The sequence below is a fragment of the Variovorax sp. R-27 genome (assembly GCF_049913215.1).
GTDB lineage: Bacteria > Pseudomonadota > Gammaproteobacteria > Burkholderiales > Burkholderiaceae_C > Variovorax.
This window is the reverse complement of sequence record NZ_CP183984.1, coordinates 4,021,298-4,045,993: the sequence shown is the minus strand read 5'-3', so window position 1 is coordinate 4,045,993 and position 24,696 is coordinate 4,021,298. Positions and strand designations below refer to the sequence as shown.

The window sequence follows — 24,696 nt, the reverse complement described above, 5'->3', positions numbered from 1 at the left end:
GCACCCAAACATGGCAAACATCGTCGTCGTCTTCCATTCCGGCTACGGCCACACCCAGCGCGTGGCGCAAACCGTGGCGGACGGCGCGGGCGCCCAGCTGCTCGCCATCGACGCGGACGGCAACCTGCCCGAAGGCGGCTGGGAGCTGCTGGCCGCGGCCGACGCCATCGTCTTCGGCTCGCCGACCTACATGGGCGGCGTGAGCTGGCAGTTCAAGAAGTTCGCCGATGCGTCGTCGAAGGTCTGGTACACGCAGGGCTGGAAAGACAAGCTCTTCGCCGGCTTCACCAACAGCGCCACCATGAACGGCGACAAGGTCACGACCATGACCTACCTGTGGACGCTCGCGATGCAGCACAGCGGCATCTGGGTCAGCATGGGCATCCTGCCGAGCAACAGCAAGGCCGCCACGCGCGACTCGATGAACTACGTGGGCGGCTACGGCGGCCTGCTGACGCAATCGCCGTCCGATGCGAGCCCGGCCGAAATGCTTAAAGGCGACTTCGACACGGCCCGCGCATTCGGCGAGCGCATTGCCACAGTGGCAAGATCGCGCGAATAACCGGCACCCGCCACCCCACGGAGAACACGATGACCGACACCGCCCCCGAGACCCAACTGCTCAAGCCGCACGACAAGGACCTCGGCGGTGGCTTCAAGGTGCGGCGCCTGCTGCCCGCGGCGCAGCGCCGCTCGGTCGGCCCCTTCGTGTTCTTCGACCATTTCGGCCCGGCCACCGAGCAGCCGGGCAGCGAGCACGACGTGCGGCCGCATCCGCACATCGGCCTCTCGACGGTCACGTACCTCTTCAAGGGCGCGATGATGCATCGCGACAGCCTGGGCAGCGTGCAGGAGATTCTTCCCGGCGCCATCAACTGGATGACCGCCGGCAAGGGCATCGTGCACTCCGAGCGCAAGCCCGATCGCCTCAAGGCCGACACCTACGTGAACCACGGCCTGCAGCTGTGGGCCGCGCTGCCGCAGGCGCATGAAGAAACCGAACCCAGCTTCGAGCACACGCCGGCCGATGCGATTCCCGAGCTGGTGGAGCAGGGCGTGGCGGTGCGCGTGCTGGTGGGCGAAGCCTTCGGTGCCCGCTCGCCGGTCAAGACGCTTTCGCAGACCGTGTACCTCGACATCGCCTTGTCTGCAGGCGGGCGCTTCGAATTGCCTGCGCTCGCATCCGAGCTGGCCATCTACGCAGTCGATGCCGATGTCAGCGTGAATGGCGAGCCGGTTGAAGCGCACACCATGGCCGTGCTGCCTGATGGACAAGGCGCGGTGCTCACGGCGAGCGCCGCCGCACGCCTGATGGTGATCGGCGGCGAGCCGCTCGACGGCCCGCGCTACATCACCTGGAACTTCGTATCGAGCCGGCGCGAGCGCATCCTCGAGGCCGGCTCCGATTGGGCCGCCCAGCGCATGGGCCACGTGCCCGGCGAGACCGAATTCATTCCGTTGCCCGGCAAGCCCTTTGGTGTGCGCGAACCCGACACGGGCACCACGCCGGTCTGAAGCTGAAACTCGAGCGCCAATGAAAAAGGCCCGACGTATCGGGCCCTTTTTGTTTCTGCGGTTACTCGTTGCCGATCGCCACAGTTTCCGACGGCGATGCACCCGGCGGTGCCTTCGGAAGCTCGACCATGCCCTTGCGGCCACCGCGACCGCGCCAGGCCGAGTAGCCCACGCCCAGCAGCAGCAGCACGCACAGCCCGATGAAGGTGCCGCTGATCGGCCGTGTCACGAACACCGACATGTCGCCGCGCGAGAGCAGCAGCGCGCGGCGGAAGTTCTCTTCCACCATCGGCCCGAGCACGAAGCCCAGCAAGATCGGCGCGACCGAGAATTCCAGCGACATCAGCAGGGCGCCGACGATGCCGAACACCAGCACTTCCCAGATCTGGAACAGGCTGTTCTGCGTGCTGTACACACCCGTCGCAATGAAGAACATCGCGGCCGGGAACAGGTACTTGTAGGGCACCTTCAGCAGCTTCACCCACACGCCGATGAGCGGCACGTTCAGGATCACGAGGATCACGTTGCCGATCCAGAACGAGGCGATCAGGCCCCAGAAGATGTCCGGATGCTCGGTAATGAGCTGCGGGCCGGGCTGGATGCCCTGGATCAGCAGCGCACCCAGGATCAGCGCCATCACCGCGTCGCCCGGAATGCCCAGGCTCATCGTCGGGATGAAGTCGACCTGCGTCTTCGAGTGGGCAGAGGCCTCGGGTCCGGCCACGCCTTCGATCATGCCGGTGCCGAACTTGTTCGGCGTCTTCGACACCTTGCGCTCCAGCGCGTAGGCGATGAAGGTGGTGATGGTCGGGCCCGTGCCGGGCATTGCGCCGAACACCGTGCCGACGATGGTGCCGCGGATCATCGCGGGGAAGGCGCGCTTGAGCTCTTCCTTGCTCGGGCGCATGTCGCTGAGCTTGAGCGTGCCGGTGTCGCCGATGGTCTTCATGCGGTTCACGTTGAGCAGGAAGTCGGCCACGCCGAACAGGCCCATCGAGATCGCCACCAGTTCGAGGCCGTCGCTCAGCTCGGGCAGGCCGAACGCGAAGCGGAAGCTGCCGCTGTTCACGTCGGTGCCGACCACGCCGCACAGCAGGCCGAACAGCGTCATGGCCACGCCCTTGAGCGGCGAGCCGCGCGACATGGTGGAGCCGGCGAGCAGGCCCAGCAGCATGATCGAGAAGATCTCGGTCGGGCCGAACTTGAACGCGATCTGCACCAGCAGGGGCGAGGCGAAGATCATCACGATGATGCCGACGGACGCCGCGAAGAACGAGGCGATCATCGTCACCCCTAGCGCGACGCCCCCTTTGCCCTGCTTGGTCATCGGGTACCCGTCCAGACAGGTCACCGCATGCGGCGGGTGCGACGGCATGTTCATCAGGATGGCGCCGATGGCGCCGCCGTACTGCGAGCCGTAGAAGATGCCGGCCAGCATCAGGATGGCGGGCACCGGATGCATCACGTAGGTGAGCGGCAGCAGGATCGAGATGGCCTGCAGTGCGCCCATGCCCGGCAGCACGCCGATCAGGTTGCCCACCAGCACGCCGAAGAAGGACCACATCAGGTTCGAGCCCTGGAAGGCCACGCCGAAGCCGAACCAGAGGTCGTGGAGCGATTGACCGATCATGGTGTCAGCCTCCCCACTGGAACAGGGGCAGCTGCAGCTTGAGCGCCCACCAGAAGATCACCACCGCGATGAAGCACATCGCCAGCGACAGCAGCAGCGCCTCGGTCAGCGTGTTGTCTCGGTCGCCGAGCGCCGAGATGAACACGATGGCGAAGGTGGCCGGCAGCAGGCCGCCGTATTCGCCGAACAGCAGGAACGCGAGGATGCCCAGGATGATGCAGATGCCGCCGCGAATGTCGGGCATGCCGCCCGGATGGCCGTGCGACGCGGCTTCTTCGCTTGCGCCTTCAGCTTGCTTGTCACCGCGCGCGGAGACAGCGATCAGCAGCCCCGTGAGTGCCAGCAGCGCACCGAGCGCGACCGGGAAGAAGCCCGGCCCCATGTGCGCAAGCTCGCCGACGCGGTAGCCGATGCCGGCATAGACGGCGGCCAGTCCGATGACGATCAGCAGGGCGCCGCCGTAGTAATCTTTTTTGAATTTTGAAGCGGGCCGAAGCGCGTGCGAGGCCGGATCTTCACCGAGCTGGTGCTGCATTGAGTCTCCTTCGATTGGAAGGAGCGCAGTCTAGGAATCGAGGCTTTCAATCGCCTTTCGGAGCAGGCGCAAACGGCCCGGCGACCCGCAAAATACGTGTAATCACGTACCGGTGTATCGGGTGAAACCCTTGCAAAAAAGGGCCTCAGAAGGCGCGCAGCGGCAGCCTGAGGATCGCGCGCAGTCCGCCGCCGTTGGGGCTCTCGGGCGTGTCGGCGTTGCCCAGTTCGATCTCGCCGCCGTTGCGCCGCGCATAGCTGCGAGCAATGGTGAGGCCGAGGCCCGCGCCCTGTGTTGCAACGGCAGCCACGGATGGGTCGCGATGGAAGCGCTCGAACACGCTGTCGCGCCTTTCGGGTGCGATGCCCGGTCCGCTGTCGCACACCTCGGCCAGCGCATATGAGGCCTCGCGCCGCACGGTCACGGTGATGTTGCCGCCGCGCGGCGTGTACTTGATGGCGTTGTGCACAAGGTTGGCAAGCACCTCGTGCAGCTCGGCGGCGTTGGCTGCCACGGGCAGCACGGGTGAGTCGTCTTCATCGCCGGCTTCGTCGGTGCCGTCCGTGTCTTCTCCGTCGTCGCCCGCGGTGGCGATGCGTTCGGCGGCGCCGTCGCCGCGCGCATCGACCCAGCCCAGGTCCTGGTCGTTCTCGCGCGCCAGCGGCAGGTATTGCAGCACCACCTCGCGCGCGATGGCGTTGAGGTCGACCACCGTGGGCTCGGCAGGGGCGACTTCGTCTTCGGTGGTGGCATGGGCCAGCGCCAGCAGTTGTTCGCTGAGGCGGCGCGTTCGCGCGAGCTGCCCGACGATGGCATGCAGCGACTCGCGCATGCGCGCCGGATCGGTCTCGCGCACCGCGTAGCCGGCCTGTATCGACAGGATGCTCAGCGGCGTGCGCAGCTGATGCGAGGCATCGGCCAGGAACTGCGATTGCTCGGCCACCATGCGCCGATGGCCCGCGATGTGGTGGTTCACCGCGTCCACCAGCGGCGCGACCTCCTGCGGCACGCCGCTGGCGTCGAGCGGCGTCAGGTCGTCGCGCGATCGCTCGCGCAGCGAGCTGCGCAGGCGCTCCAGCGGGCGCAGCGTCCACGCCACGCCGAGCCACACCAGCAGCGCCATCACCAGCACCATGCGCGTGTCGCGCAGCAGCTCCTGGCGCAGCGACTCGGCCTGGGCCTCGGTGCGCGGGCCGGTGCCCTCGGCCGCCTGGATCAGCACGCTGTAGGCCGCGCCGGGGTGGACGTTGTCGTACACCGTCTGGCGCAGCGCGGCCACGCGCACCGGGTGCTGCTCGTGCACCGCGTCGTAGAACACCGGCGTGCCGTCGGGCGGTTGCTGTGCCGGGCGGGGCAGGCCGGGCACGCCCATGAGCGTGGTCTCGGGCGAATTCACGTCGAGCGTTTCGCCCTTGGGAATGCGCTGCACGCCGACGTGCAGGTACTTGTAGCGCAGGTGCGTGGACTCGAACATTGCCTGGATCGAGAACGGCTCCTGCACGCGCACGCTGCCGTCGCTCGCCACCACGATGCCGTTGGCCAGCGCCTGCACGGGTTCGAGAAGGCTCTGGTCGTAGGCGACCACGAGCGAATCGGTCAGGGCCTTGTAGTCGTTCCAGCTGTCGAGCGCCAGCAGCGCGACGATGCCGGGCAGCAGCAGCGCGAGCAGCCGCGCGCGGATGCCGAAGCGCTGGGGCTGCGGCTCAGTCGTCTTCGCCGGGGAGTTCGGGTTGGGCTGGGGCTGAGGATCCATCGGCAATGCTCTCCAGCATGTAGCCCAGGCCGCGCACGGTGACGATGCGCACGTCGCTGTCCGCGAGCTTGCGCCGCAGCCGGTGCAGCACCACCTCGATGGCGTCGGGGCCGGCGGTGCTGTCGTTGGTGAACACCTTGGCGAAGAGCTGCGACTTGCCGACCGGCGCGCCGCTGCGCATCAGCAAGGCGGTGAGCGCGGCCTGCTCGCGCGGCGTGAGCGACAGCAGCGTGCCGCGCAGCGTGAAGGCGTGGCTCTGGCTGTCGTACGAGAGCGAGGCGCACTGCAGGCGCGGGTGCTGCTTGCCGCGGCTGCGGCGCACCAGGGCCGACAGGCGGGCTTCGAGTTCGACCAGCTCGAAGGGCTTGGTGAGGAAATCGTCGGCGCCCAGGTTCAGGCCGCGCACGCGGTCTTGCAGGGCGCCTTGCGCCGTGAGGATCAGCACCGGCGTGCGGTCGTCGGCATTGCGCATGTCGGCCAGCACGCTCAGGCCGTGCTTGTCGGGCAGGCGCAGGTCGAGCACGATGGCGTCGTATTCGGTGCCGGCCATGAAGGCTTCGGCGGTGCGCGCGTCGGGCGCGTGGTCGGCCACGAAGCCGCTTTGCGTGAGCGCGCGGATCAGCCACGAGGCCATGTCCAGTTCGTCTTCCACCAGGAGGATGCGCATGGGAGGCCTGTCGACGTCTTGGTTGTTGCCGTTACTGCTTGATGGCGAGGTCGGGGTCTTCCGAGGCGCGGGCGCTGGCGCGTGCCGAGCGTGCGCTCAGGTCGGGCGCCAGGGCCTCGCGGCCATCGAACACGAAGCAGTCGCCCTTGTAGTGCGCGCCGCCGACCTGCTCGAAATACTTGAGGATGCCGCCTTCGAGCTGGAGCACGTGCTCCACGCCTTCTTCGCGCATCAGGATCGCGGCCTTCTCGCAGCGGATGCCGCCGGTGCAGAAGCTCACGACCGTCTTGCCCTTGAACTCGTCGCGGTGCGCTTTCAGGGCGGGTGGGAATTCGGTGAACTTGCCGATGCGCCAGTCGATCGCGCCTTCGAAACTGCCGTGATCGACCTCGAAGGCATTGCGTGTGTCGAGCAGGGCGATTTCGCGGCCCTCGTCGTCGTGGCCCTGGTCGAGCCAGCGCTTGAGCGTGGGGGCGTCCACGCCGGGCGCCCGGCCCGCGGCGGGCTGGATGGCCGGATGGTCCATGCGGATGATCTCGCGCTTGAGCTTTACCAGCATGCGGCGGAAGGGCTGAGCGGCGGACCAGCTTTCCTTGGCCTCGAGGTCGGCAAAGCGGGCGTCGGCACGCAAATGGGCCAGAAAGGCCCGCACCCCGTCGGCGCTACCGGCCAGGAACAGGTTGATGCCCTCGGGCGCCAGCAGGATGGTGCCCATGAGGCCCAGGGCCTGCGTGCGGGCGCGCAGGTCTTCGCGCAGCACGGGGCTGTCGTCTATGGCCACGAACTTGTAGGCCGCGATATTCAGAATCTCTTGCACGGGGCGCGATTGTAGGGACTGGCAAAGAGTGAGCGCGCGAGGAGGATGCTTTCGTCTTATCGCGGTCATGACTGTAAAGTCCGCGCACAAATTATTACGAGGAGAAGTATGCGAAGAATCTCAGTGATTCTCGTCGCCGTCGTCTTGGCAGCCCCGGCTTGGTCTGCGTCTGGTGCGATAGAGGAGTCTTTCGATCTGTGCAATACGGGGCGTGGATTCACGACGGACAGACTTGCCGCCTGCGATAGCGTGATTGCGGCCAAAGGTCTCGCGAAGCGGCAGTACGCTGTGGCGCACACGGTCCAAGGTAACGCGCTGAAAGAGGCTGGAGACCTTGCGAGCGCCTTGGTCAAGTATGAGGAAGCTTCGCGCATCGACCCTCTGTATCCCTTCGGCTACAACAATCGTGGGGCGGTGTGGAACATGGCGGGTGAGTCACGAAAGGCGCTGCCTTTTTTGGACAAGGCAGTCGAAGTGCACAAGCAGCTTGCCAAAGAGGAGAGAAGTGCTCCCAAGTATTCGTCGATATATTCCAACCGCGGTGCGGCGTGGTCCAACCTAGGCAATGTGGAGAAGGCACTTGCCGATTTCGCCGAGGCGATTCGCCTAGACCCCAATAATTCAGATGCCTATCAAGGCCGGGCGATTCTCTGGAGCAATAACGGCGATCAAGATCGCGCGGTTGCGGATAACACGGAGGCCGTCCGTGTTGATCCTCGGAATGTGCAAGCCCTGAACAATCGCGGGTCTGTATGGCTGAAGAAAAACGAGCTGGACAAGGCCATGGCGGACTTCAACGAAGCTATTCGCCTCGCCCCCAATTTTCCGATGGCGCTTATGAATCGGGGGTACCTGTGGAGTCGCAAAGGTGACCATGATCGGGCGATCGCGGATTTCGATCGCGCGATTCAGCGTGTGCCGAGCTTCGCCATGGCTTATGTGGGGCGCGGTCTTGCGTGGCACGACAAAGGCGAGCATGACAAAGCGATGGCTGACTATAACGAGGCGATCCGCGTCGAGCCGCGGCAGACAAATGCGTATGTTTACCGTGGCAACGAATGGATGAGAAGGCGCGATTTCGATCGGGCATTTGCCGACTTCGATCAAGTCACCCGTGTGCAGCCGAACTATGTCGACGGCTATTTCGGCCGAGCAGATGCGCGCAAGGCCAAGGGCGACCTCGACGGTGCGCTGGTGGATCTCGACAAGGTCATCAGTTTCAAGACTTGGCGCGCCGTCGATGCTCATTTTTCGCGAGCTGAAATCTGGCGGAGCAAGGGTGATCTGAAGCGTGCCACGGAGGAGGAGGAGGCCGCCTACCGCCTCGATCCCGGACTTAAGGCCCGTCTCGCAAAACCGGCGAAATAGTCTGAGCGAGGGTCTTCCTGGCGGTGCCCAGTGCCCTTGAAAACTACAATGGCCGGATGTTTGTTCACCTGCGCCTGCACACCGAATTTTCCGTCGTCGACGGCACCAACCGGATCGACGAAGTCATCAAGGCCGCCGCTGCCGACAAGCAGCCCGCGCTGGCCATCACCGACCTGAACAACCTGTTCGGGGCGGTCAAGTTCTACAAGCAGGGCCGCGGCAAGGGCGTCAAGCCCATCATCGGTGCGGAAGTCTTCGTGGAAGGGCTGGGCAAGGAGCCCGGCGTGCTCACCCGCATCGTGCTGCTGGTGCAGAACATTGAAGGCTATCTGCACCTGTCCGAACTGCTGGCGCGGGCGTGGACGCAGAACGTGGGCCGGGGCCAGTCGCAGGCGGCCTGCAAGCTGGAATGGCTCGAAGAGCTCGCGGGCGGGCTGATTGCGCTCTCGGGCGCGCAGGCAGGGCCGCTGGGGCAGCCGCTGCTGCAGGGGCAGGGCGAGCGCGCGGCCGAGCTGGCATTGCGGCTGGCGGGGATTTTTCCGCACCGCTTCTACATCGAGCTGCAGCGCGCAGGCCGGCCCGAGGATGAGCCGCACGTCATCGCCGCTGTGCAACTGGCGGCCCGGCTGCATCTGCCAGTGGTCGCCACGCATCCCGTGCAGTTCGCCGCCCGCGAAGACTACGAAGCGCACGAGGCGCGCGTGTGCATTTCCGAAGGCGAAATTCTCGGCAACCCGCGCCGGGTGCGCCGGTTCACCGAAGAGCAGTATTTCAAGTCGACCGCCGAAATGCAGGCGCTGTTCGCCGACGTGCCGAGCGCGCTGGCCAACACGGTCGAGATCGCCAAGCGTTGCAACCTGACGCTGGTGCTGGGCAAGCCGCAGCTGCCCGACTTTCCGACGCCCTTCGTCAGCGAAGGCGTGCGCATGCCGATCGATGACTTCTTCCGCCAGGAGTCATTCGAGGGCCTGGAGGTGCGCCTGAAGCACCTCTACCCCGACGAGGCCAAGCGCGAGGCCGAGCGCCCGCGCTACGTGGAGCGGCTGGAGTTCGAGATCAACACGATCCTGAACATGGGGTTCCCCGGCTACTTCCTGATCGTGGGTGACTTCATCCAGTGGGCCAAGGCCAACGGCTGCCCGGTGGGCCCGGGCCGGGGCTCGGGCGCGGGCTCGCTGGTGGCCTATGCGCTGAAGATCACCGACCTGGACCCGCTCGAATACAAGCTGCTGTTCGAACGTTTCCTGAACCCTGAGCGCGTCTCGATGCCCGACTTCGACATCGACTTCTGCCAGGGCAACCGCGACCGCGTGATCGACTACGTGAAGGACAAATACGGCCGCAACGCCGTGAGCCAGATCGCCACCTTCGGCACCATGGCCGCGCGCGCGGCCATCCGCGACGTGGGCCGCGTGCTGGACATGAGCTACATGTTCTGTGACGGCATCAGCAAGCTGATTCCGAACAAGCCCGGCATGTCGGTCACGCTGCAATACCCGCCCGAGAAAAAAATCGAAGGCGACAAGAACAACTACGCCATCGAGATGGAGCCGCAACTGGCGGAGCGCATCGAGAAGGAAGAAGAAGTCCGCATGCTGGTCGAGCTCGCGCAGAAGCTCGAGGGCATGACCCGAAACATCGGCATGCACGCCGGTGGTGTGCTCATCGCACCGGGCAAGCTCACCGACTTCTGCCCGCTCTACCAGCAGCCCGGCAGCGAATCGGCCGTGAGCCAGTACGACAAGGACGACGTCGAAGCCATCGGCCTCGTGAAGTTCGACTTCTTGGGCCTTGCGACGCTCACCATCCTGGAGATTGCGCGCGAGTTCATCATGAAGCGCCACAAGGGCCAGGAGAACTTCGCGTTCGAGAACATCCCGCTGAACGACGCGGCCACCTACCGGCTGTTCTCCGACGGCAAGACGGAAGCGGTGTTCCAGTTTGAATCGCGCGGCATGCAGGGCATGCTGAAAGATGCGCGCCCGACACGCCTGGAAGACCTGATTGCGCTGAACGCGCTGTATCGCCCGGGCCCGATGGACCTGATTCCCAGCTTCGTGGCGCGCAAGCACGGCCGCGAGACGGTGGAGTACCCGCACCCGGCCGTGGCCGAGATGCTCTCCGAGACCTACGGGATCATGGTCTACCAGGAGCAGGTGATGCAGACCGCGCAGATCCTGGGCGGCTACTCGCTCGGCGGCGCCGACCTGCTGCGCCGCGCAATGGGCAAGAAGAAGCTCGAGGAGATGGCCGAGCACCGCGAGAAATTCCGCGCGGGCGCCCTTGCAACGCACGGCATCGTCCAGGACAAAGCCGACGAAATCTTCGATTTGATGGAGAAGTTCGCGGGCTACGGCTTCAACAAGTCGCACGCGGCCGCCTACTCGCTGCTGGCGTACCACACGGGCTGGCTCAAGGTTCACTACACGGCCGAGTTCTTCTGCGCCAATATGACCGTGGAAATGGACGACACGGACAAGCTCAAGCTGCTGTTCGAAGACGCCCAGAAAAACTTCGGCATCACCTTCGAGCCGCCGGACGTGAACCGCGGCAACTACCGCTTCGAGCCGGTTACCAACAAGATCATTCGCTACGGCCTGGGGGCAGTGAAGGGCACGGGCCAGCTCGCGGTCGAGGCCGTGGTGCGGGCGCGCGAAGAGGGCGGGCCGTTCAAGAGCCTGTTCGACTTCTGCGTGCGCATCGACCGCCAGCGCATCAACAAGCGCACGGTCGAAGCGCTGATCAAGGCCGGCGCCTTCGACGCGATCCAGCAGAACCGCGCGTCGCTGATCGCCTCGCTCGACCGTGCCTTCGAATTTGCGAATGCCACCGCGGCCAATGCATCGCAGGTCGACATCTTCGGCGACGCCGAGCACGGCTCGGCCACCGCCGAGCCCGACCTCGTCGACGCTACGCCCTGGGGCGTGAAGGAGCGGCTGACGCTCGAGAAAACAGCCGTCGGCTTCTACCTCTCGGGCCACCTGTTCGACGAGGTTTCGCACGAGGTGCGGCGCTTCTGCAAGCGCGAGATCGGCGACCTGCTCGACAGCCGCGACCAGCAGGTCATTGCCGGCATCGTGAGCGACTTCCGCGTGATCAACGGCCAGCGCGGCCGGCTGGCGATCTTCAAGCTCGACGACAAGTCGGACTCGATCGACGCCACCGCCGACGAGGCGACCATCAACGCCAACCGCAACACGCTGAAAGACGACGAGCTGGTCATCGTCAGCGGCCGGCTTCAGCCCGCGCGCGGCGGCTTCGAGGCGCGCTTCCAGGTGCAGCAGGTGTGGGACCTTGCCACGGCGCGCTGCCGCTTCGGCAAGTTCCTGCGCGTGGCAGTGAACGGCAAGGCGCCCGACATCGCGCGCCTGCTGAAAGACTTTCCGCCGCGCACCGAGCAGACCGAGGTCGGCGACCTGATCCAGGGCCTGCCGGTGCGTCTGTCGATGGCGCGTGGCGGCGCGCAGGTCGAGCTGCAACTGGGCGAGCGCGCCAAGTTCTTCCCGACCGATGCGGCGCTTGCCAGCTGGACCGCGCAGGCGGAAGCGGGCAAGGCGCTGATCGTCTACGACTGATCTGATCGCGCACGGCAAGAGCGCGACAAGTGCTTGGGTGGCGTGGGCCCTTTGACGGGCCCGCTACGATCCTTTCTGCTTTTTCCAATCAGCAGTTCAAGGAGGAACTCGCCATGAAGAAATCATCCCTCGTCCTCGCATTGGCCCTGGCGTTGCCCTTTGCCGCATCCGCCCAGTACGCCGGCCCCAGCACCGTGCCGACGATGAGCGTCAAGCAACTGCTCGACACCGGCAAGGATGATCAGCACGCCACGCTGCGCGGCTTCATCGTGTCGCATGACGGCGGCGAGCACTACACCTTTGCCGACGACACCGGCCGCATGAAAGTGGAGATCGACGCCAAGCATTTCCCGGCCGGCGTGAAGATCGACGACAAGGTGCGCGTCGAGATATCCGGGGAGTTCGACAAGGACCTGGTCGGCAACAAGGCCGAGCTCGACGTGAAGCGGCTCAGCGTAGTGCGCTGAACCGGGTTCGCGGGCTCAGTGCGCCATTGGCGCCACGGCGAGGTCGGGCACCACGTTCATGATGCGCAGCGTCTGCTGCACAACCTGGCTGAACACAGGTGCCGCCACCAGCCCGCCGAAGTACTTGCCGGCGCTGGGTTCGTCGACCATCACCGCGACGATGATGCGCGGCTTGTCGATGGGCGACATGCCGGTGTACCAGGCGCGGTACTTGTTGCTGGCGTAGCCCTTGCCGACCTGCTTGTGCGCGGTGCCGGTCTTGCCGCCCACCGAATAGCCCACGGTCTGCGCCAGCGGCGCGGTGCCGCCGGGCGCGGCCGCCATGTGCATCATCTGGCGCACCTCGCTTGCGACCAGCGGCGAAAACACCTGCACGCCGGCCGGCTCCTCGCCCATGTTCTTCAGCAGACTCACCGGGATCACCTCGCCGTTGTGCGCGAAGGCGGTGTACGCATGCGCGATCTGGAACAGCGAGGCCGAGAGGCCGTAGCCGTACGACATGGTGGCCTGCTCGATGGGGCGCCATGACTTCCACGGCCGCAGCCGGCCCGTTACCGCGCCGGGGAAGGGCGTCTGCGGCTTCTGCCCGAGGCCCACGGCCGTGAGCGAATTCCACATCTCCTGCGCAGTCATGCGCTGCGAGATCTTGGTGGCGCCCACGTTGCTCGACTTCTGGATCACGCCCTCGACCGTCAGCACGCCGAAGTTCTCGTCGTCGTGGATGGTCGCGCCCGACACGGTGATGCGCCCGGGGTTGGTGTCGATGATGGTCTTGGGGGTGACTCGGCCCAGTTGCAGCGCGGTGGCGATGGTGATCGGCTTCATCGTCGAGCCCGGCTCGAACACGTCGGTCATCGCGCGGTTGCGCAGCTGCTCGCCGGTGAGGTTGCGGCGGTCGTTGGGGTCGTAGCTCGGGTAGTTGGCCATGGCCAGCAGCTCGCCCGTCTGCGCATCGACCACCACCACGCTGCCGGCACGCGCCTTGTTGGCGACGACGGCGTCGCGGATCTTCTCGTAGGCCACGAACTGCACGCGGTCGTCGATGCTCAGCTGGATGTCGTGGCCTTCGGTCGGCGGCACCTGGTCCTCGGTGTCCTCGACGATGTGGCCCAGCCGGTCCTTGAGGACGTGGCGCGAGCCGGACTTGCCAGCCAGCTCCTGGTTGAAGGCCAGCTCCACGCCTTCCTGCCCGATGTCTTCCACGTTGGTGAAGCCGGCCAGGTGCGCCGCCGCCTCGCCCTCGGGATACTGGCGACGGTAGTCGCGGCGCAGGTAGATGCCCTTGATGTTGAGCGCCGCAACCTCCTTGGCAACCGGCTGGTCGACCTGGCGCTTGAGCCATACGAAGGTCTTGTCCTCGTCCTCCAGCTTCTTGTCGAAGTCCTTCTGCGGCATGCCGAGCAGCTTGGCGGCCTGCTTGAGCTTGGCCTGTACCTCGGGGTCGTCGCGCTCGATGTCCTCGGGAATGGCCCAGATGCTGGGCGCCGGAATGTCGGAGGCCAGGATCAGCCCGTTGCGGTCGAGGATGCGGCCCCGGTTGGCTGGCAGCTCCAGTGTGCGCTGGTAGCGCACCTCGCCCTGATGCTGGAAGAAGTCGTTGTTGAAGATCTGGACATAGGCGGCCCGACCTGCCAGCAGCACGAAGCCGAAGGCGATGCTGGCCACGATGAATTTGCTGCGCCACACGGGGGTGGGGCTGGCGAGCAGCGGACTGCTGCCGTAGCGGATGCGGCCGTTGGGATTCATCTTGTGCGGGCGTGGCGCCCGGCTGTTGTTGTCCGCGTGTAGACAGCGCGGCATCGAACGAGTTCCGGGCGGTTGTTCATTGCCGCCCGGAATCGATGCACGAATCGACGTTGTGCCGTCAGCGCTTGGGCCGCAGCGACACGATCAGCGAGGGGAAGATGCGCCCGTCGGTGTCGCGCGGCAGCTTCTCGGTCTTGCGCAGGCCGCGTTCGGCGGCCTCGTCCCAGCCCTGCAGGCCGCTCGACTTGCTGAGCTTGACGCCGACGATGGTGCCGTCGGGCGCCAGGTTGACTTCGAACTCCGCGGCCGGGTTGCCGTTCACCATGTCGGCATCGGGGAAGGTGATGTTCGGGCGCACGGCTGCGGCGATGCGGCCGGCGTAGCCGCTCGAGGGGCCCGACGAACGCTGGGCTGTGCCCTTCGAATCGTCGGCACCGCTGGCGCCCGCAAGACCCTGCATGCGCTTGAGCGCGGCGGCACGGTCGGCGGCTGCCTGCTTCGCAGCGGCGTCGGCCTTCTTGGCTTCAGCCTGCTTGGCGTCGGCTTCCTGTTGCTTCTTCTGGTCGGCCAGCTTCTGCTGCTGCTCTTTCTTGCGCTGGGCCTCGTCTTCGGCGCGCTGCTTGGCTTCGAGCTCTTTCTTCTTTTGCTGCTGTTGCTGCTCGAGTTCGCGCTCTTTCTGTTCCTTCTGCTCCTTGAGCTTCTTCTCGCGCTCCAGGGCAATGTCGGGCGCCTTCGGCGCGGGTGCGGGCTCGGGCGCCTTCGCCACCGGTGGGGGCGGCGGTGCGGGTGCGGGCGGCGGCGGCGCGGGGGCAGGTGTGGGGGCTTGCGGTGCCTGCAGGCGGGGTGCCGCCTGCTGCACCGTGGACGACCACAGCTCCGCGTCGACCGCGCCTTCGTCGGGGTCGCTGCGCCAGCGCACGCCCCAGGTCAGCGCGGCGATCAGCAACGCATGCGCAATGAGGGCCAGCACGACGGCACGCGGCGTGCCGCGCTGTGGCGGCGGCGCGAACTCGGGGCGATCCAGTGCGAGCGACATGCCTTATTTGCCGCCCGTGGTCGTGACCGACAGGCCCACGCGCTCGATGCCGCTGCGCTTGAGCTGGTTCATCGCCTTCACGACGGTTTCGTACTTCACCGACTTGTCGGCGCTGATGACCACCGGGCGCTGGTCGTCGCCGCCCTGGGCCTGCTTGGCCGCGGAGCCGATCTGGGTCATGGGGATCGAGGTGCCGCCCGAGCCGGTGGACGGGTCTTTCTTGATCTGTACTTCGTCTTCGCTCTTGATGACGATCTCGATGGGCTTGTCGGGCTGCTTGTTGGCGCGGTCGACCGAAGGCAGGTTGATCACGCTCGGCGTGATGAGCGGTGCCGTGACCATGAAGATGATCAGCAGCACCAGCATCACGTCGATGAACGGGACCATGTTGATCTCGTTGATCGTCCGGCGGCCGCGGCCCCGGGATGAAACGGCGGGCATGCGCTGCGCCTCCGTTCAGCGGTTGGCCGGAGCCACCGACGATGCGGCGCCGCCGGCCGTCGGATTGGCCGACAGGTTGCGCTGCAGGATGTTGGAGAACTCCTCGATGTAGGTTTCGAGGGCAATGGCGATCTTGTCGATCTCGCGGGCGAAGCGGTTGTAGCCGACAACGGCAGGAATGGCAGCGAACAGGCCGATGGCCGTGGCCACCAGCGCCTCGGCGATGCCGGGCGCTACAGTGGCCAGCGTCACCTGCGCCAGCGCAGCCAGGCCGGTGAAGGCGTGCATGATGCCCCAGACCGTGCCGAACAGGCCGACGTAAGGCGAGACCGAGCCCACGGTGGCCAGGAACGAGAGGTTCTGCTCGGCCGCGTCCAGCTCGCGCTGGAAGCTGGCGCGCATCGCGCGGCGGGCGCCGTCGAGCAGCGTGGGAGCATCGGTCACGTGGCGTTCGCGCAGCTTTTGATACTCGCGCATGCCCGAAGCGAAGATGCGCTCCATGGGGCCGGCGAACTTGGCGTTCTGCGCGGCCGAGGCGAACAGCTCATTGAGGCTGGTGCCCGACCAGAACTCGCGTTCGAAGTCGTCGTTGAGGGCACGCATGCGCCGAAGTGCGAAGTACTTGCGGATGATCGCGGCCCAGCTGGCGATCGAGACGATCACCAGCAGCAGCACGACCAGTTGAACCACGAAGCTCGCATGGAGCAGGAGATTGATGATGGAGAGGTCTTGGTTCATGGCTTGAAAGGTTGTGTCATGGAGCCGCTGTAGCGCTCGAGGGTTCCCGTCACTTGCTTCGGAATGCGTGCGGGACGCAATGTGGCGGCGTCCACCCAGCCGATGCGGATCGTGCCTTCGCACAGCAAGACGGGTGCCGAGGCCCCCGTTCGCTCTTGCTCTGTTTTTGATAGCACTCGCTGACCGATTATCAACGACGCAGTGCCCAATTGTTGAAGATCGGCTGTAACGAGCAGTTCGTCGTCCAGCCGCGAGGGCCGATGGTATTTGAGCTGCGTTTCGCTCACCACGAACTGGCCGCCCGTTTCCTCGCGCAGCTTGCGCTGTTCGACGCCCAGGGAGCGCAGCCACTCGGTGCGGCCGCGCTCCATGAACTTCAGGTAGTTGGCGTAGAACACGATGCCGCCGGCGTCGGTGTCTTCCCAGTAGACGCGGATCGGAAACGCGTAGCTCATTGCGCCTGGTTCTCTGCCATGGCCCGCAGGCGTTCGATGGATTCCTGCAGGTGCGCCATCGAACTGGCAGTGGAGAAGCGCACGAACTTGGCCGTCTCGGCTGTGCCGAAGTCGCGACCGGGCGTGACAGCGACGTGGGCGCGCTTCATGGTCTCGAAGGCGAAGTCCCAGCTGCCCGAGATGCCGAGCTTTTCGGCGAAGCTCGTGCAGTCGGCCCAGGCGTAGAAGGCGCCGTCGGGCACCACGGGCACGTTCAGGCCCAATGCGTTGAGCTGCGGAATGAACCAGTCGCGGCGCGCCTTGAATTCGGCGCGGCGGCGTTCGTACTCGGCAATGCTCTCGTCCTCGAAGCAGGCGAGCGCCGCGTACTGCGACACGGTGCTCGCGCAGATGAAGAGGTTTTGCGCGAGGCGCTCGACCACCGGCACCAGCACTTCGGGCACCACCAGCCAGCCAAGGCGCCAGCCGGTCATGTTGAAGTACTTGCTGAAGCTGTTGATGCTGATGACGTTGTCGTCGATGGCCAGCGCCGTCTGTCCGAAGGCATCGTCGTACGAGAGGCCAAGGTAGATCTCGTCGATCAGCGTGATGCCGCCGCGCTGCGACACCACCTCGTGGATGCGGCGCAGTTCATCGGGCGCGATCGAAGTGCCGGTCGGGTTCGACGGCGAGGCGAGCAGCACCCCGCGCGTCTTGTTGGTCCACGCGGCCTCGACCTTGGCCGCCGTGAGCTGGAAGCGCTCTTCGGCGGTGGTCGGCACCAGCACGGCCTTGCCGTCCGCCGCGCTCACGAAGTGGCGGTTGCACGGGTAGCTCGGGTCGGGCATCAGGATCTCGTCGCCGGATTCGATCAGCGCGAGGCAGGCAAGCTGCAGGGCGGCCGAAGCTCCGGCAGTGACGACGATGCGGCGGGCCGGCACGTCGACGTTGAAGCGCTGGCGATACCAGGCGCTGATGCGTTCGCGCAGGTGGTCGAGGCCGGTGGCCTGCGTGTACTGCGTGGCGCCGGCGCGCACGGCGCGGGCCGCGGCTTCCTGCACCAGAGGCGGGGCGGTGAAGTCGGGCTCGCCGATGTTCAGGAAGATCATCGGCCGGTCGGTGTGGGCCACCTGGCGCGCCAATGCACTGGCGGCCTTCGCCACTTCCATCACATAGAAGGGCTCGATGCGCTGCGCGCGCGTCGAAATCCTCATGCCTTTGCTTTCCCCGAAGCGCGGTCTGCTTCCACTTCGAGCGGACGAAGCTGCGGCGCCAGTCCGTTGAGCACGGCGTTCACGTACTTGTGTCCGTCGGTGCCGCCGAATTCCTTGGCGAGTTCGATGCACTCGTTGAGCACCACGCGCCACGGCACGTCGGGGCAGTTCTGGAACTCGTACACGCCGATCCACATCACGGCGTGCTCGATGGGCGAAATCTCTTCGAACTTGCGGTCGAGCAGGGGGCGGATCAGTGCGTCGAGCTGCTCGGCGCCTTCGATCGAACCGTGCAGCAGCGCGTCGTAGTGCAGCGCATCGGCCTTGTGGAAGCCTGCGAGGTCGCGCGTGAAATGGTCGATTTCGGTCGGGTCGTTGCGGCCCACCAGGTGCTGGTAGAGCGCCTGCAGCGCGAACTCGCGCGCGCGGCTGCGGTTCGACTTGGCCGAAGCCTTGCGCGCGCCCGTGCTGGTGAGGCCGACGCGCGACTGGCGCGGCTTGGCGCCAGCGGGCTTGAGGGGCTTGGAGGTGTCTTCGGTCATGAAAGGGTGGCCAGCAGTTGCGCCATCTCGACCGCCACGCGGGCCGCGTCGCGGCCCTTGTCGGTCTGGCGGGCGATGGCCTGCTCGAGGTTTTCGGTGGTGAGGATCGCGTTGGCGATGGGCAGGCGGTAGTCGAGCGCAATGCGGCTCACGCTCGCGCCCGATTCGTTGGCCACGAGTTCGAAGTGATAGGTTTCGCCGCGGATGATGCAGCCCAGCGCCACCAGCGCGTGGTAGCCGCCGCGTTCGGCGAGCGCCTGCAGCGCCACGGGCACTTCGAGCGCACCGGGAACCTGCAGGTGATGGATGTCGCTGGCAGCCACGCCCAGCGCCTCGAGCTCCGAGAGGCAGGCCGAAGCCAGCGCATCGGTGATGTCGGCGTTGAAGCGCGCCTGCACGATGCCGATGCGCAGGCCTTTGCCGTTGAGCGTTGTCTCGCCCTTGTTTGAACCTTGCATGGTCGTTCAGTCTTTCGTGAGGTAGCCGGCGATTTCGAGCCCGTAGCCCGCCGCCATGCTTGGCATGCGACGCGGCGTGCCCAGCAGATTCATCTTGTGCACGCCGCATTCGCGCAGGATCTGCGCGCCGATGCCGTAGCTGCGCAGGTCCATGCGGCCGCGCTCGGGTGCTTGCGCGGGGCGCGCGGTGCCGTCGAACTGGGCGAGCAGCTCACCGGCGGTTTCGCCGCAATTCAGCAGCACGGCCACGCCCTTGCCCTCGTTCGCGATGTGCGAAAGGCTTGCGTCGAGGCTCCACGAGTGCAGCGAGCGGTTGATTTCGAGCGCGTCGAGCACTGACAGCGGCTCGTGCACGCGCACCGACACCGTGTCTTCGGGGGCCCACTTGCCGCGTACCAGTGCAAGGTGCACGCCGTGGCTGGGCTTGTCGCGGAAAGCGTGGGCGGTGAAGGCGCCCCAGTTGGTCTGGATCTCGCGGCAGCCGACCTTCTCGACCAGCGATTCGACGCGGCTGCGGTGCTCGATGAGCGCGGCGATGGTGCCGATCTTGAGGCCGTGCTCGGCCGCGAAGATCTGCAGGTCGGGCAGGCGGGCCATGGTGCCGTCTTCGTTCATCACCTCGCAGATCACCGAGGCGGGCGAGCAGCCGGCCATGGCGGCGAGGTCGCAGCCGGCTTCGGTATGGCCGGCGCGCATCAGCACGCCGCCGTCCACCGCCTGCAGCGGGAAGATGTGGCCGGGCTGCACCAGGTCGGCAGCTACGGCGTTGGGTGCCACGGCGGCCTGCACGGTGCGGGCGCGGTCGGCGGCGGAGATGCCGGTGGTCACGCCTTCGGCCGCTTCGATGGAAACGGTGAACGCGGTCGAATGCTTGGCGCCGTTGCGCTGCACCATCGGCGGCAGCTGCAGCCGCTCGCACATCTCGCGCGAGAGCGTGAGGCAGATCAGGCCGCGGGCATGGCGCGCCATGAAGTTGATGGCCTCGGGCGTGATGTGGTCGGCCGCGACGACGATGTCGCCTTCGTTCTCGCGATCTTCCTCGTCGACCAGGATCACCATGCGGCCGGCGGCAAGCTCGGCCACGATTTCCTCGACCGACGAGATCGGGGCTGGGGCGCGCGCGGCGCGGGGAGCGCCGATCGGCGTGACGGAGGCGTTCATTCGGCTGTGTCCTTGGAATACGTGGAAGAGGGGGGCACCAGCACGCCCGCCTGAAGCATGCGCTCCACGTAGCGCGCCACGGTATCGATTTCGAGGTTGACCTTCGAGCCGGCCTTCAGGCCGCCGAGGGAAGTGTTCTCGACGGTGTGCGGGATCAGGTTGATGCTGATCTCGGCGCCATCGGCGATGTCGTTCACCTTGTTGACGGTGAGGCTCACGCCGTTGACGGTGATCGAGCCCTTGTAGGCGAGGAAGCGGGCCAGCGCGGGCGGTGCCACCACCCGCAGTTCCCAGCTTTCGCCGATGGGCTCGAAGAAGCTCACGGTGCCGATGCCGTCCACATGGCCCGACACGATGTGGCCGCCGAGACGGTCGCTGGCGCGCAGGGCCTTTTCGAGGTTGATGCGGCTGCCCTCGTCGGTCAGGCCCGCGGTCTTGTCGAGGGACTCGGCGGAAATGTCGATGGTGAACTGCTGTCGCTCGGGAGCGAGCGTGGTGACGGTCATGCAGGCGCCGTTGAGCGCGATGCTGTCGCCAAGGCCCACGTCATCGAGATACCCGTCGGGCACCGCAATGCTGAGTCTTTTGCCAAAGGAGGAGGAGGTGCCGAGGTCGTGGATGGCGGCGATGCGCCCCACGCCGGTGATGATTCCGGTGAACATCTCGGCATTTTCGCAGAGAACGAGAGGGGCTTCGGGCTAAACGTCAGAAGGTGCCCCTTCCGGCGACTCGGGCCACGATGCGCAGGTCGGGCCCGATCTGCTCGAAGCCGCGGAATTCGAGGGGAAGAGCGCCCGTCAATTCGGTCAATGCGCCGCCGACGTGGATGCCCGAGGCGATATCCAGCCCGTCGCCGATCAGCTTGGGCGCTAGGTAAATCAACAGCTCGTCGACCAGCCCTTCGCGCAGCAGCGAGCCATTGAGCTTGTGCCCGGCCTCGACATGCAATTCGTTGACTTCGCGGCGGGCGAGATCCTTCAGCATCGCAGCGAGGTCGACCTTGCCCTGCGCATTCGGCAAGTAGGTGACGGTTGCACCGCGCGCCGCCAGTGCAGCCGCCCTCTGTTCGTCCTGCCTGGCGGCGTAGATCCAGACCGCGCGGCCGGGCACGAAGAGCTTTGCATCCGGGGGCGTCTGCAATTGGCTGTCGATCACCACGACGCGCGGCTGGCGCGTGGTCTGCACCAGGCGCACGTCGAGGCGCGGGTCGTCTTCCAGCACCGTGCCCACGCCGGTCAGCACTGCGCTGGCGCGAGCCCGCCAGGCATGGCCGTCGGCGCGTGCCGGCTCGGAGGTGATCCACTGGCTCACGCCGTTGCGCAGGCCGGTCTTGCCGTCGAGCGAGGCCGCCGCCTTGAGTCGCACCCACGGCGTCTTGCGCACCATCCGGCTGAAGAAGCCGAGGTTGAGCTCCCGAGCCTCATCAGCTCCAGGCCCGACCTCGACCGCCACGCCCGCGGCACGCAGCCGCTCGAAGCCCTGGCCCGAAACCAGCGGGTTGGGATCGGCCATCGCCGCCACGACCCGGCCGATGCCGGCCGCGACCAGGGCATCGCAGCACGGGCCTGTACGGCCGTGATGCGAACAGGGCTCCAGCGTGACCCAGGCCGTCGCGCCGGCGACCGAATTGCCGCGCGCCGCCGCATCGCGCAGCGCCATCACCTCCGCATGCGGACCGCCGACCTGCTGGGTGTGGCCCCTCCCGATCACCGTGCCGTCGGGCGCAGCCAGCACGCAGCCGACGCGGGGGTTCGGATCGGTCTCCGGGCCGGCCTGGCGCGCGAGATCCAGGGCCTGAACCATGAAATTCGGATTTTCTTTTGTCATTCTTTTGTTAAATCAATTGCCTTGCAAATGTCAATTTTGAAATCCATTGAAAACAATTCGCCGCCAATCCATTTGTTTTGACCGTCTGTCGCGCAATTGACGTTATTGGCCGGCCAACGGGAAATCGGAAAAATAGAATTCGCACCCATCGAAATCAGGGAGGAGCGCCCGTCCGGCACACAGGTGCAAGGCGGCGGGCGGCACGACATGGACAACAACGGATTCTGCGCGTCCGAACGAGGCTTCACGCTCATCGAGATGATGGTCGTGATCGTACTGATGGCCGTGATGCTGGGATTGGCGCTGCCGAGTTTCAGCGGCCTCGTCGAACGGTATCGGGTCGAAGGCATGGCCAAGGCGCTGATGGCGAGCATCAGCGATGCCCGCGCCGAGGCGGCTCGCCGAGGGGTGAAGGTGACCATGCAGCAGCGACCGGGGTGCCAGGGCCGGGACTGGAGCTGCGGCTGGGAGACGCTGGTCGGAAGCGGCGACGCCGCCGAAATCCTCAAGCGCCAGGACCCCGACGGCCGTGTCTCCATCGAGAAGAGTCCGGCTGGCACCATGTCGTTCGACCCCATGGGCCACTCGACCGGCGCGGGCCGTTTTCGCCTTCGTCCGGCCGACAGCGCCGATTCACCCAACATCGTTGCGGTATGCCTCGCGCTCGGCGGGCGCGTACGGCTGGGGAAGGGAGACGGCTCGTGCTGATGCAGCGTCTTTGCGTTCGCCGGCTGCATCGGGTGCAGTCGGGCTTCTCGATGATCGAAGCGCTGGTCGCGCTGCTCGTGCTCTCGCTGGGCCTGCTGGCGCTGGCCGGTTTCCAGGTTCGTGTGCTGGTCGACAGCGTCGGCGCAAGCAACCAGAACCTCGCGATGCAGCTGGCCGGCGACATGGCCGATCGCATCCGTGCCAATCCCGCAGCAGCGGCGGCGAAGCCCAGCCGGTACGTGTCAGACTGGTCGGCTGCAGCAGCCGACCGGCCCAGCCCTTCTTGCGAGGGGGCCAGGGCCGCCTGCAACGCCGCCGAACTCGCGGCGCACGATCTGTGGAGCTGGAAGCGCGCGATAGCTGCCGCATTGCCCGGCGGGGTGGCCGACGTGAAGGCCAGCGCGACGGCGGGCGGCATGCTGTTCATGCACGTTGCCTGGGATGAGCCGGCGGTGATCGACCCGATCGCGCCCGACCCGAACTGGCAGTGCCCCACGGGAAAGGCCTGCCTCGAAGTCGCCGTCGCGGTGCCGCAGCCATGAAGCGCCGAACGCCATCCGGCTTCACGCTGGTCGAGTTCCTCGTCGCGCTGGTCGTCGGCATGCTGATCGTGCTGGCCGCGATCGCGGCCATGCTCGGCACGCGCAGCGCCGCCATGACCGGCGACGACGTCAACACGCTCAACCAGTCCTCGGCGCTGGCCTTCAGGATGCTGGGCCAGCAGATACGGCAGGCCGGCTACATCCCCATCGATCCCACTGAGCCGCTCTACTACTTCAACGTCAGTGCCGACCGGGGCACCAACCTGAACGACGAGCGGGCTTTCTTCGCGATCAAGGGCGTGGAGTCTGCGGGAGGCTCCGCCAATGACAAGCTGAAGCTGGGCTATGCGCCGAACCCCGACTATTTCAAGGACTGCCTGGGTCAGGAGCCAGGGCGGTCTTCGGGCGGCGAATACGACAGGGCCGCCCCCGAAGCGCAGGGCAATGCGCGGCTCATCACCAGCGAGTTCTCCGTGTCGGACGGCGTGCTCAGGTGCCGGGGCAGCGGCAATACGACCCTGCAGCCGGTCATCGACGGTGTGGAGCGTTTCGACGTCATGTATGGGGTCAGCGCCACATCCGGAAGCCGGCAGGTGGTGCGCTACGTGACGGCCGACGACGTCGATGAGGGCTTCCGCGACGTCCGCACGGTTCGCCTCTGCCTGCAGCTCGCAGGCACTTCCAGGAGCAACCCTGCAGGCAGCCATGTCGACTGCGACGGGGTCTCGAAGACGAGCGGCGACGGCAAGCTGCGGCGCGTCTACACGGCAGTGTTCTCGCTGCGAAACGACCTGGGGGCGTTGTGAGCACGGCGAAGGCGACAGGTCCCGCCCGCAGGCTGGCCGGCGAACTGCCGGCACAGCATGGCTTCACGCTGTTCATCGTGATGATCATGCTGCTGCTTTCGGCCCTGCTGCTGATCGGTGGCGCGCGCACCGCGGTGCTTCTCGAGTCGATGGCGGGCAGCCAGCGCGAATACCAGCGCGCCTTCGAGGCTGCCGAGGCAGCGCTGCTGGATGCGGAGCGCGACATCCGGCAACTGGCCTTCGATTCCGCGAGCAAGACCTACGTGGCGTGTTCGGCACTTGCCGCGGCGCGCTGCCGCAAGGCAGAAGACGGCCGCGTCTTTCCCGACCGGGATACGGGCTGGGTCACCGCCTACATGAACGCCGGCCCCAACAGCTGCGAGCGGGGCATCTGCTATTTCTCCGAACCCGATTCGGTCGCCGCCGCCGCAGGCAGCGAGGCCTACCGCTTCTGGCGCGGCGATGCCTACAAGGCCAAGTACGCCAGGTACGGCGAGTTCACCGGAGCGCCCAGTGCCGGCAGTCCGGCGCTGCGCGGCGCCAGGTACTGGATCGAGGTGATCGATCGAAGGAACAGCAAATATCCGCTGTATCGCATCACGGCGACTGCCACGGGAGCGCGCAGCGGCACCGGCAAAGGGGATGCGACGAAGGTCGAGCTGCAGGTGTCCTTCGATCCGGACCCGGTCTCCGGGGTGAACTGAATATAGGGAGAG

The 24,696-nt window shown here is 66.3% G+C and carries 25 protein-coding genes; 9 read left to right on the top strand and 16 right to left on the bottom strand.

From position 1 onward, the window contains the following. The first annotated feature begins 10 nt into the window (after positions 1 to 10). Both ACN9MV_RS18950 and ACN9MV_RS18945 read left to right on the top strand, forming a co-directional pair. Positions 11 to 562: a flavodoxin family protein gene (locus ACN9MV_RS18950; protein ID WP_093055910.1), complete on the top strand. Its 552-nt coding sequence runs from the start codon at positions 11 to 13 to the stop codon at positions 560 to 562. A 29-nt stretch (positions 563 to 591) separates the two neighbouring features. Next, the gene (locus tag ACN9MV_RS18945) at positions 592 to 1,515 is read left to right on the top strand and encodes a pirin family protein (RefSeq protein ID WP_426388961.1); all 924 of its coding nucleotides are present in this window, start codon (positions 592 to 594) and stop codon (positions 1,513 to 1,515) included. Positions 1,516 to 1,576: 61 nt separating this feature from the next. Here ACN9MV_RS18945 and ACN9MV_RS18940 read toward each other — a convergent pair whose 3' ends face one another. From ACN9MV_RS18940 to ACN9MV_RS18920, 5 genes are all read right to left on the bottom strand, one after another. Beyond that, positions 1,577 to 3,145 (bottom strand): tripartite tricarboxylate transporter permease, encoded by a 1,569-nt coding sequence (locus tag ACN9MV_RS18940; protein ID WP_093055914.1) that lies wholly within the window; start codon positions 3,143 to 3,145, stop codon positions 1,577 to 1,579. A 4-nt stretch (positions 3,146 to 3,149) separates the two neighbouring features. Continuing rightward, positions 3,150 to 3,680 (bottom strand): tripartite tricarboxylate transporter TctB family protein, encoded by a 531-nt coding sequence (locus ACN9MV_RS18935; protein ID WP_176928806.1) that lies wholly within the window; start codon positions 3,678 to 3,680, stop codon positions 3,150 to 3,152. 145 nt (positions 3,681 to 3,825) lie between these two features. Continuing rightward, on the bottom strand, positions 3,826 to 5,433 hold the full coding sequence (locus ACN9MV_RS18930) for a sensor histidine kinase (protein WP_426388959.1): 1,608 nt from the start codon (positions 5,431 to 5,433) through the stop codon (positions 3,826 to 3,828). Next, complete coding sequence (locus tag ACN9MV_RS18925; RefSeq protein WP_093073641.1) at positions 5,384 to 6,100, bottom strand: response regulator; 717 nt, start codon at positions 6,098 to 6,100, stop codon at positions 5,384 to 5,386. The genes ACN9MV_RS18930 and ACN9MV_RS18925 overlap by 50 nt, the downstream gene beginning before the upstream one ends. Before the next feature lie 31 nt (positions 6,101 to 6,131). Then, positions 6,132 to 6,917 carry a sulfurtransferase gene (locus ACN9MV_RS18920; protein WP_093073643.1) on the bottom strand — a complete coding sequence of 262 codons (786 nt, stop codon included), beginning with the start codon at positions 6,915 to 6,917 and terminating at the stop codon, positions 6,132 to 6,134. A gap of 123 nt (positions 6,918 to 7,040) precedes the next feature. Here ACN9MV_RS18920 and ACN9MV_RS18915 point away from each other — a divergent pair, with 123 nt between their 5' ends. From ACN9MV_RS18915 to ACN9MV_RS18905, 3 genes are all read left to right on the top strand, one after another. Further along, on the top strand, positions 7,041 to 8,285 hold the full coding sequence (locus tag ACN9MV_RS18915; RefSeq protein ID WP_426388958.1) for a tetratricopeptide repeat protein: 1,245 nt from the start codon (positions 7,041 to 7,043) through the stop codon (positions 8,283 to 8,285). 56 nt (positions 8,286 to 8,341) lie between these two features. Then, the gene (dnaE, locus tag ACN9MV_RS18910; RefSeq protein WP_093055922.1) at positions 8,342 to 11,860 is read left to right on the top strand and encodes a DNA polymerase III subunit alpha; all 3,519 of its coding nucleotides are present in this window, start codon (positions 8,342 to 8,344) and stop codon (positions 11,858 to 11,860) included. Between the two features lie 113 nt (positions 11,861 to 11,973). Beyond that, positions 11,974 to 12,327 (top strand): YgiW/YdeI family stress tolerance OB fold protein, encoded by a 354-nt coding sequence (locus ACN9MV_RS18905; RefSeq protein WP_093055924.1) that lies wholly within the window; start codon positions 11,974 to 11,976, stop codon positions 12,325 to 12,327. A 15-nt stretch (positions 12,328 to 12,342) separates the two neighbouring features. Here the strand turns inward: ACN9MV_RS18905 and ACN9MV_RS18900 are convergent, their stop codons facing one another. The 11 genes from ACN9MV_RS18900 to ribD all read right to left on the bottom strand — a co-directional run bounded on the left by ACN9MV_RS18900 (position 12,343) and on the right by ribD (position 21,924). Beyond that, positions 12,343 to 14,073 carry a peptidoglycan D,D-transpeptidase FtsI family protein gene (locus ACN9MV_RS18900; RefSeq protein ID WP_093055926.1) on the bottom strand — a complete coding sequence of 577 codons (1,731 nt, stop codon included), beginning with the start codon at positions 14,071 to 14,073 and terminating at the stop codon, positions 12,343 to 12,345. A gap of 118 nt (positions 14,074 to 14,191) precedes the next feature. Next, positions 14,192 to 15,109, bottom strand: a complete 918-nt coding sequence (tolA, locus tag ACN9MV_RS18895) for a cell envelope integrity protein TolA (protein WP_426388957.1) — start codon at positions 15,107 to 15,109, stop codon at positions 14,192 to 14,194. 3 nt (positions 15,110 to 15,112) lie between these two features. Beyond that, on the bottom strand, positions 15,113 to 15,550 hold the full coding sequence (locus ACN9MV_RS18890; RefSeq protein ID WP_093055930.1) for an ExbD/TolR family protein: 438 nt from the start codon (positions 15,548 to 15,550) through the stop codon (positions 15,113 to 15,115). Positions 15,551 to 15,565: 15 nt separating this feature from the next. After that, entirely contained in the window at positions 15,566 to 16,288 is a 723-nt protein-coding gene (gene tolQ / locus ACN9MV_RS18885; RefSeq protein ID WP_093055932.1) for a protein TolQ, read from the bottom strand. Beyond that, positions 16,285 to 16,743, bottom strand: coding sequence for a tol-pal system-associated acyl-CoA thioesterase (gene ybgC, locus ACN9MV_RS18880; protein WP_093055934.1), 459 nt, complete (start codon positions 16,741 to 16,743; stop codon positions 16,285 to 16,287). The genes tolQ and ybgC overlap by 4 nt, the downstream gene beginning before the upstream one ends. Then, a complete protein-coding gene (locus ACN9MV_RS18875) occupies positions 16,740 to 17,936 on the bottom strand; it encodes a pyridoxal phosphate-dependent aminotransferase (RefSeq protein ID WP_426388955.1) in 1,197 nt (398 codons plus the stop codon). The genes ybgC and ACN9MV_RS18875 overlap by 4 nt, the downstream gene beginning before the upstream one ends. Continuing rightward, entirely contained in the window at positions 17,933 to 18,478 is a 546-nt protein-coding gene (gene nusB, locus ACN9MV_RS18870) for a transcription antitermination factor NusB (protein WP_426388954.1), read from the bottom strand. Before nusB ends, ACN9MV_RS18875 begins: the two co-directional genes overlap by 4 nt. Further along, the gene (ribH, locus tag ACN9MV_RS18865; RefSeq protein WP_093055938.1) at positions 18,475 to 18,936 is read right to left on the bottom strand and encodes a 6,7-dimethyl-8-ribityllumazine synthase; all 462 of its coding nucleotides are present in this window, start codon (positions 18,934 to 18,936) and stop codon (positions 18,475 to 18,477) included. Before ribH ends, nusB begins: the two co-directional genes overlap by 4 nt. 6 nt (positions 18,937 to 18,942) lie before the next feature. Beyond that, complete coding sequence (gene ribBA, locus ACN9MV_RS18860) at positions 18,943 to 20,097, bottom strand: bifunctional 3,4-dihydroxy-2-butanone-4-phosphate synthase/GTP cyclohydrolase II (RefSeq protein ID WP_093073649.1); 1,155 nt, start codon at positions 20,095 to 20,097, stop codon at positions 18,943 to 18,945. After that, the gene (locus ACN9MV_RS18855; protein WP_093055942.1) at positions 20,094 to 20,759 is read right to left on the bottom strand and encodes a riboflavin synthase; all 666 of its coding nucleotides are present in this window, start codon (positions 20,757 to 20,759) and stop codon (positions 20,094 to 20,096) included. Before ACN9MV_RS18855 ends, ribBA begins: the two co-directional genes overlap by 4 nt. Positions 20,760 to 20,802: 43 nt before the next feature. After that, positions 20,803 to 21,924 (bottom strand): bifunctional diaminohydroxyphosphoribosylaminopyrimidine deaminase/5-amino-6-(5-phosphoribosylamino)uracil reductase RibD, encoded by a 1,122-nt coding sequence (gene ribD, locus ACN9MV_RS18850; RefSeq protein WP_426388953.1) that lies wholly within the window; start codon positions 21,922 to 21,924, stop codon positions 20,803 to 20,805. Positions 21,925 to 22,131: 207 nt separating this feature from the next. On the opposite strand from ribD, the gene ACN9MV_RS18845 reads away from it, so the two are divergent. From ACN9MV_RS18845 to ACN9MV_RS18830, 4 genes are read left to right on the top strand one after another with little or no spacing between them, the layout of a single operon-like run. Beyond that, on the top strand, positions 22,132 to 22,632 hold the full coding sequence (locus ACN9MV_RS18845; protein ID WP_426388952.1) for a GspH/FimT family pseudopilin: 501 nt from the start codon (positions 22,132 to 22,134) through the stop codon (positions 22,630 to 22,632). Next, positions 22,632 to 23,174: a type IV pilus modification protein PilV gene (pilV, locus tag ACN9MV_RS18840; RefSeq protein ID WP_426393183.1), complete on the top strand. Its 543-nt coding sequence runs from the start codon at positions 22,632 to 22,634 to the stop codon at positions 23,172 to 23,174. The genes ACN9MV_RS18845 and pilV overlap by 1 nt, the downstream gene beginning before the upstream one ends. After that, a complete protein-coding gene (locus ACN9MV_RS18835) occupies positions 23,171 to 23,980 on the top strand; it encodes a PilW family protein (protein WP_426388951.1) in 810 nt (269 codons plus the stop codon). The genes pilV and ACN9MV_RS18835 overlap by 4 nt, the downstream gene beginning before the upstream one ends. After that, on the top strand, positions 23,977 to 24,684 hold the full coding sequence (locus ACN9MV_RS18830) for a pilus assembly PilX family protein (protein ID WP_426388950.1): 708 nt from the start codon (positions 23,977 to 23,979) through the stop codon (positions 24,682 to 24,684). The genes ACN9MV_RS18835 and ACN9MV_RS18830 overlap by 4 nt, the downstream gene beginning before the upstream one ends. Positions 24,685 to 24,696: the final 12 nt, after the last annotated feature.

Bases quoted from the DNA above. Each gene is read 5' to 3' on its own strand.
- ACN9MV_RS18950 (WP_093055910.1), top strand. From the start codon at position 11: ATGGCAAACATCGTCGTCGTCTTCCATTCCGGCTACGGCCACACCCAG.
- ACN9MV_RS18945 (WP_426388961.1), top strand. From the start codon at position 592: ATGACCGACACCGCCCCCGAGACCCAACTGCTCAAGCCGCACGACAAG.
- ACN9MV_RS18940 (WP_093055914.1), bottom strand. From the start codon at position 3,145: ATGATCGGTCAATCGCTCCACGACCTCTGGTTCGGCTTCGGCGTGGCC.
- ACN9MV_RS18935 (WP_176928806.1), bottom strand. From the start codon at position 3,680: ATGCAGCACCAGCTCGGTGAAGATCCGGCCTCGCACGCGCTTCGGCCC.
- ACN9MV_RS18930 (WP_426388959.1), bottom strand. From the start codon at position 5,433: ATGGATCCTCAGCCCCAGCCCAACCCGAACTCCCCGGCGAAGACGACT.
- ACN9MV_RS18925 (WP_093073641.1), bottom strand. From the start codon at position 6,100: ATGCGCATCCTCCTGGTGGAAGACGAACTGGACATGGCCTCGTGGCTG.
- dnaE (WP_093055922.1), top strand. From the start codon at position 8,342: ATGTTTGTTCACCTGCGCCTGCACACCGAATTTTCCGTCGTCGACGGC.
- ACN9MV_RS18905 (WP_093055924.1), top strand. From the start codon at position 11,974: ATGAAGAAATCATCCCTCGTCCTCGCATTGGCCCTGGCGTTGCCCTTT.
- ACN9MV_RS18900 (WP_093055926.1), bottom strand. From the start codon at position 14,073: ATGAATCCCAACGGCCGCATCCGCTACGGCAGCAGTCCGCTGCTCGCC.
- tolA (WP_426388957.1), bottom strand. From the start codon at position 15,109: ATGTCGCTCGCACTGGATCGCCCCGAGTTCGCGCCGCCGCCACAGCGC.
- ACN9MV_RS18890 (WP_093055930.1), bottom strand. From the start codon at position 15,550: ATGCCCGCCGTTTCATCCCGGGGCCGCGGCCGCCGGACGATCAACGAG.
- tolQ (WP_093055932.1), bottom strand. From the start codon at position 16,288: ATGAACCAAGACCTCTCCATCATCAATCTCCTGCTCCATGCGAGCTTC.
- ybgC (WP_093055934.1), bottom strand. From the start codon at position 16,743: ATGAGCTACGCGTTTCCGATCCGCGTCTACTGGGAAGACACCGACGCC.
- ACN9MV_RS18875 (WP_426388955.1), bottom strand. From the start codon at position 17,936: ATGAGGATTTCGACGCGCGCGCAGCGCATCGAGCCCTTCTATGTGATG.
- nusB (WP_426388954.1), bottom strand. From the start codon at position 18,478: ATGACCGAAGACACCTCCAAGCCCCTCAAGCCCGCTGGCGCCAAGCCG.
- ribH (WP_093055938.1), bottom strand. From the start codon at position 18,936: ATGCAAGGTTCAAACAAGGGCGAGACAACGCTCAACGGCAAAGGCCTG.
- ribBA (WP_093073649.1), bottom strand. From the start codon at position 20,097: ATGAACGCCTCCGTCACGCCGATCGGCGCTCCCCGCGCCGCGCGCGCC.
- ACN9MV_RS18855 (WP_093055942.1), bottom strand. From the start codon at position 20,759: ATGTTCACCGGAATCATCACCGGCGTGGGGCGCATCGCCGCCATCCAC.
- ribD (WP_426388953.1), bottom strand. From the start codon at position 21,924: ATGACAAAAGAAAATCCGAATTTCATGGTTCAGGCCCTGGATCTCGCG.
- ACN9MV_RS18845 (WP_426388952.1), top strand. From the start codon at position 22,132: ATGGACAACAACGGATTCTGCGCGTCCGAACGAGGCTTCACGCTCATC.
- pilV (WP_426393183.1), top strand. From the start codon at position 22,632: ATGCAGCGTCTTTGCGTTCGCCGGCTGCATCGGGTGCAGTCGGGCTTC.
- ACN9MV_RS18835 (WP_426388951.1), top strand. From the start codon at position 23,171: ATGAAGCGCCGAACGCCATCCGGCTTCACGCTGGTCGAGTTCCTCGTC.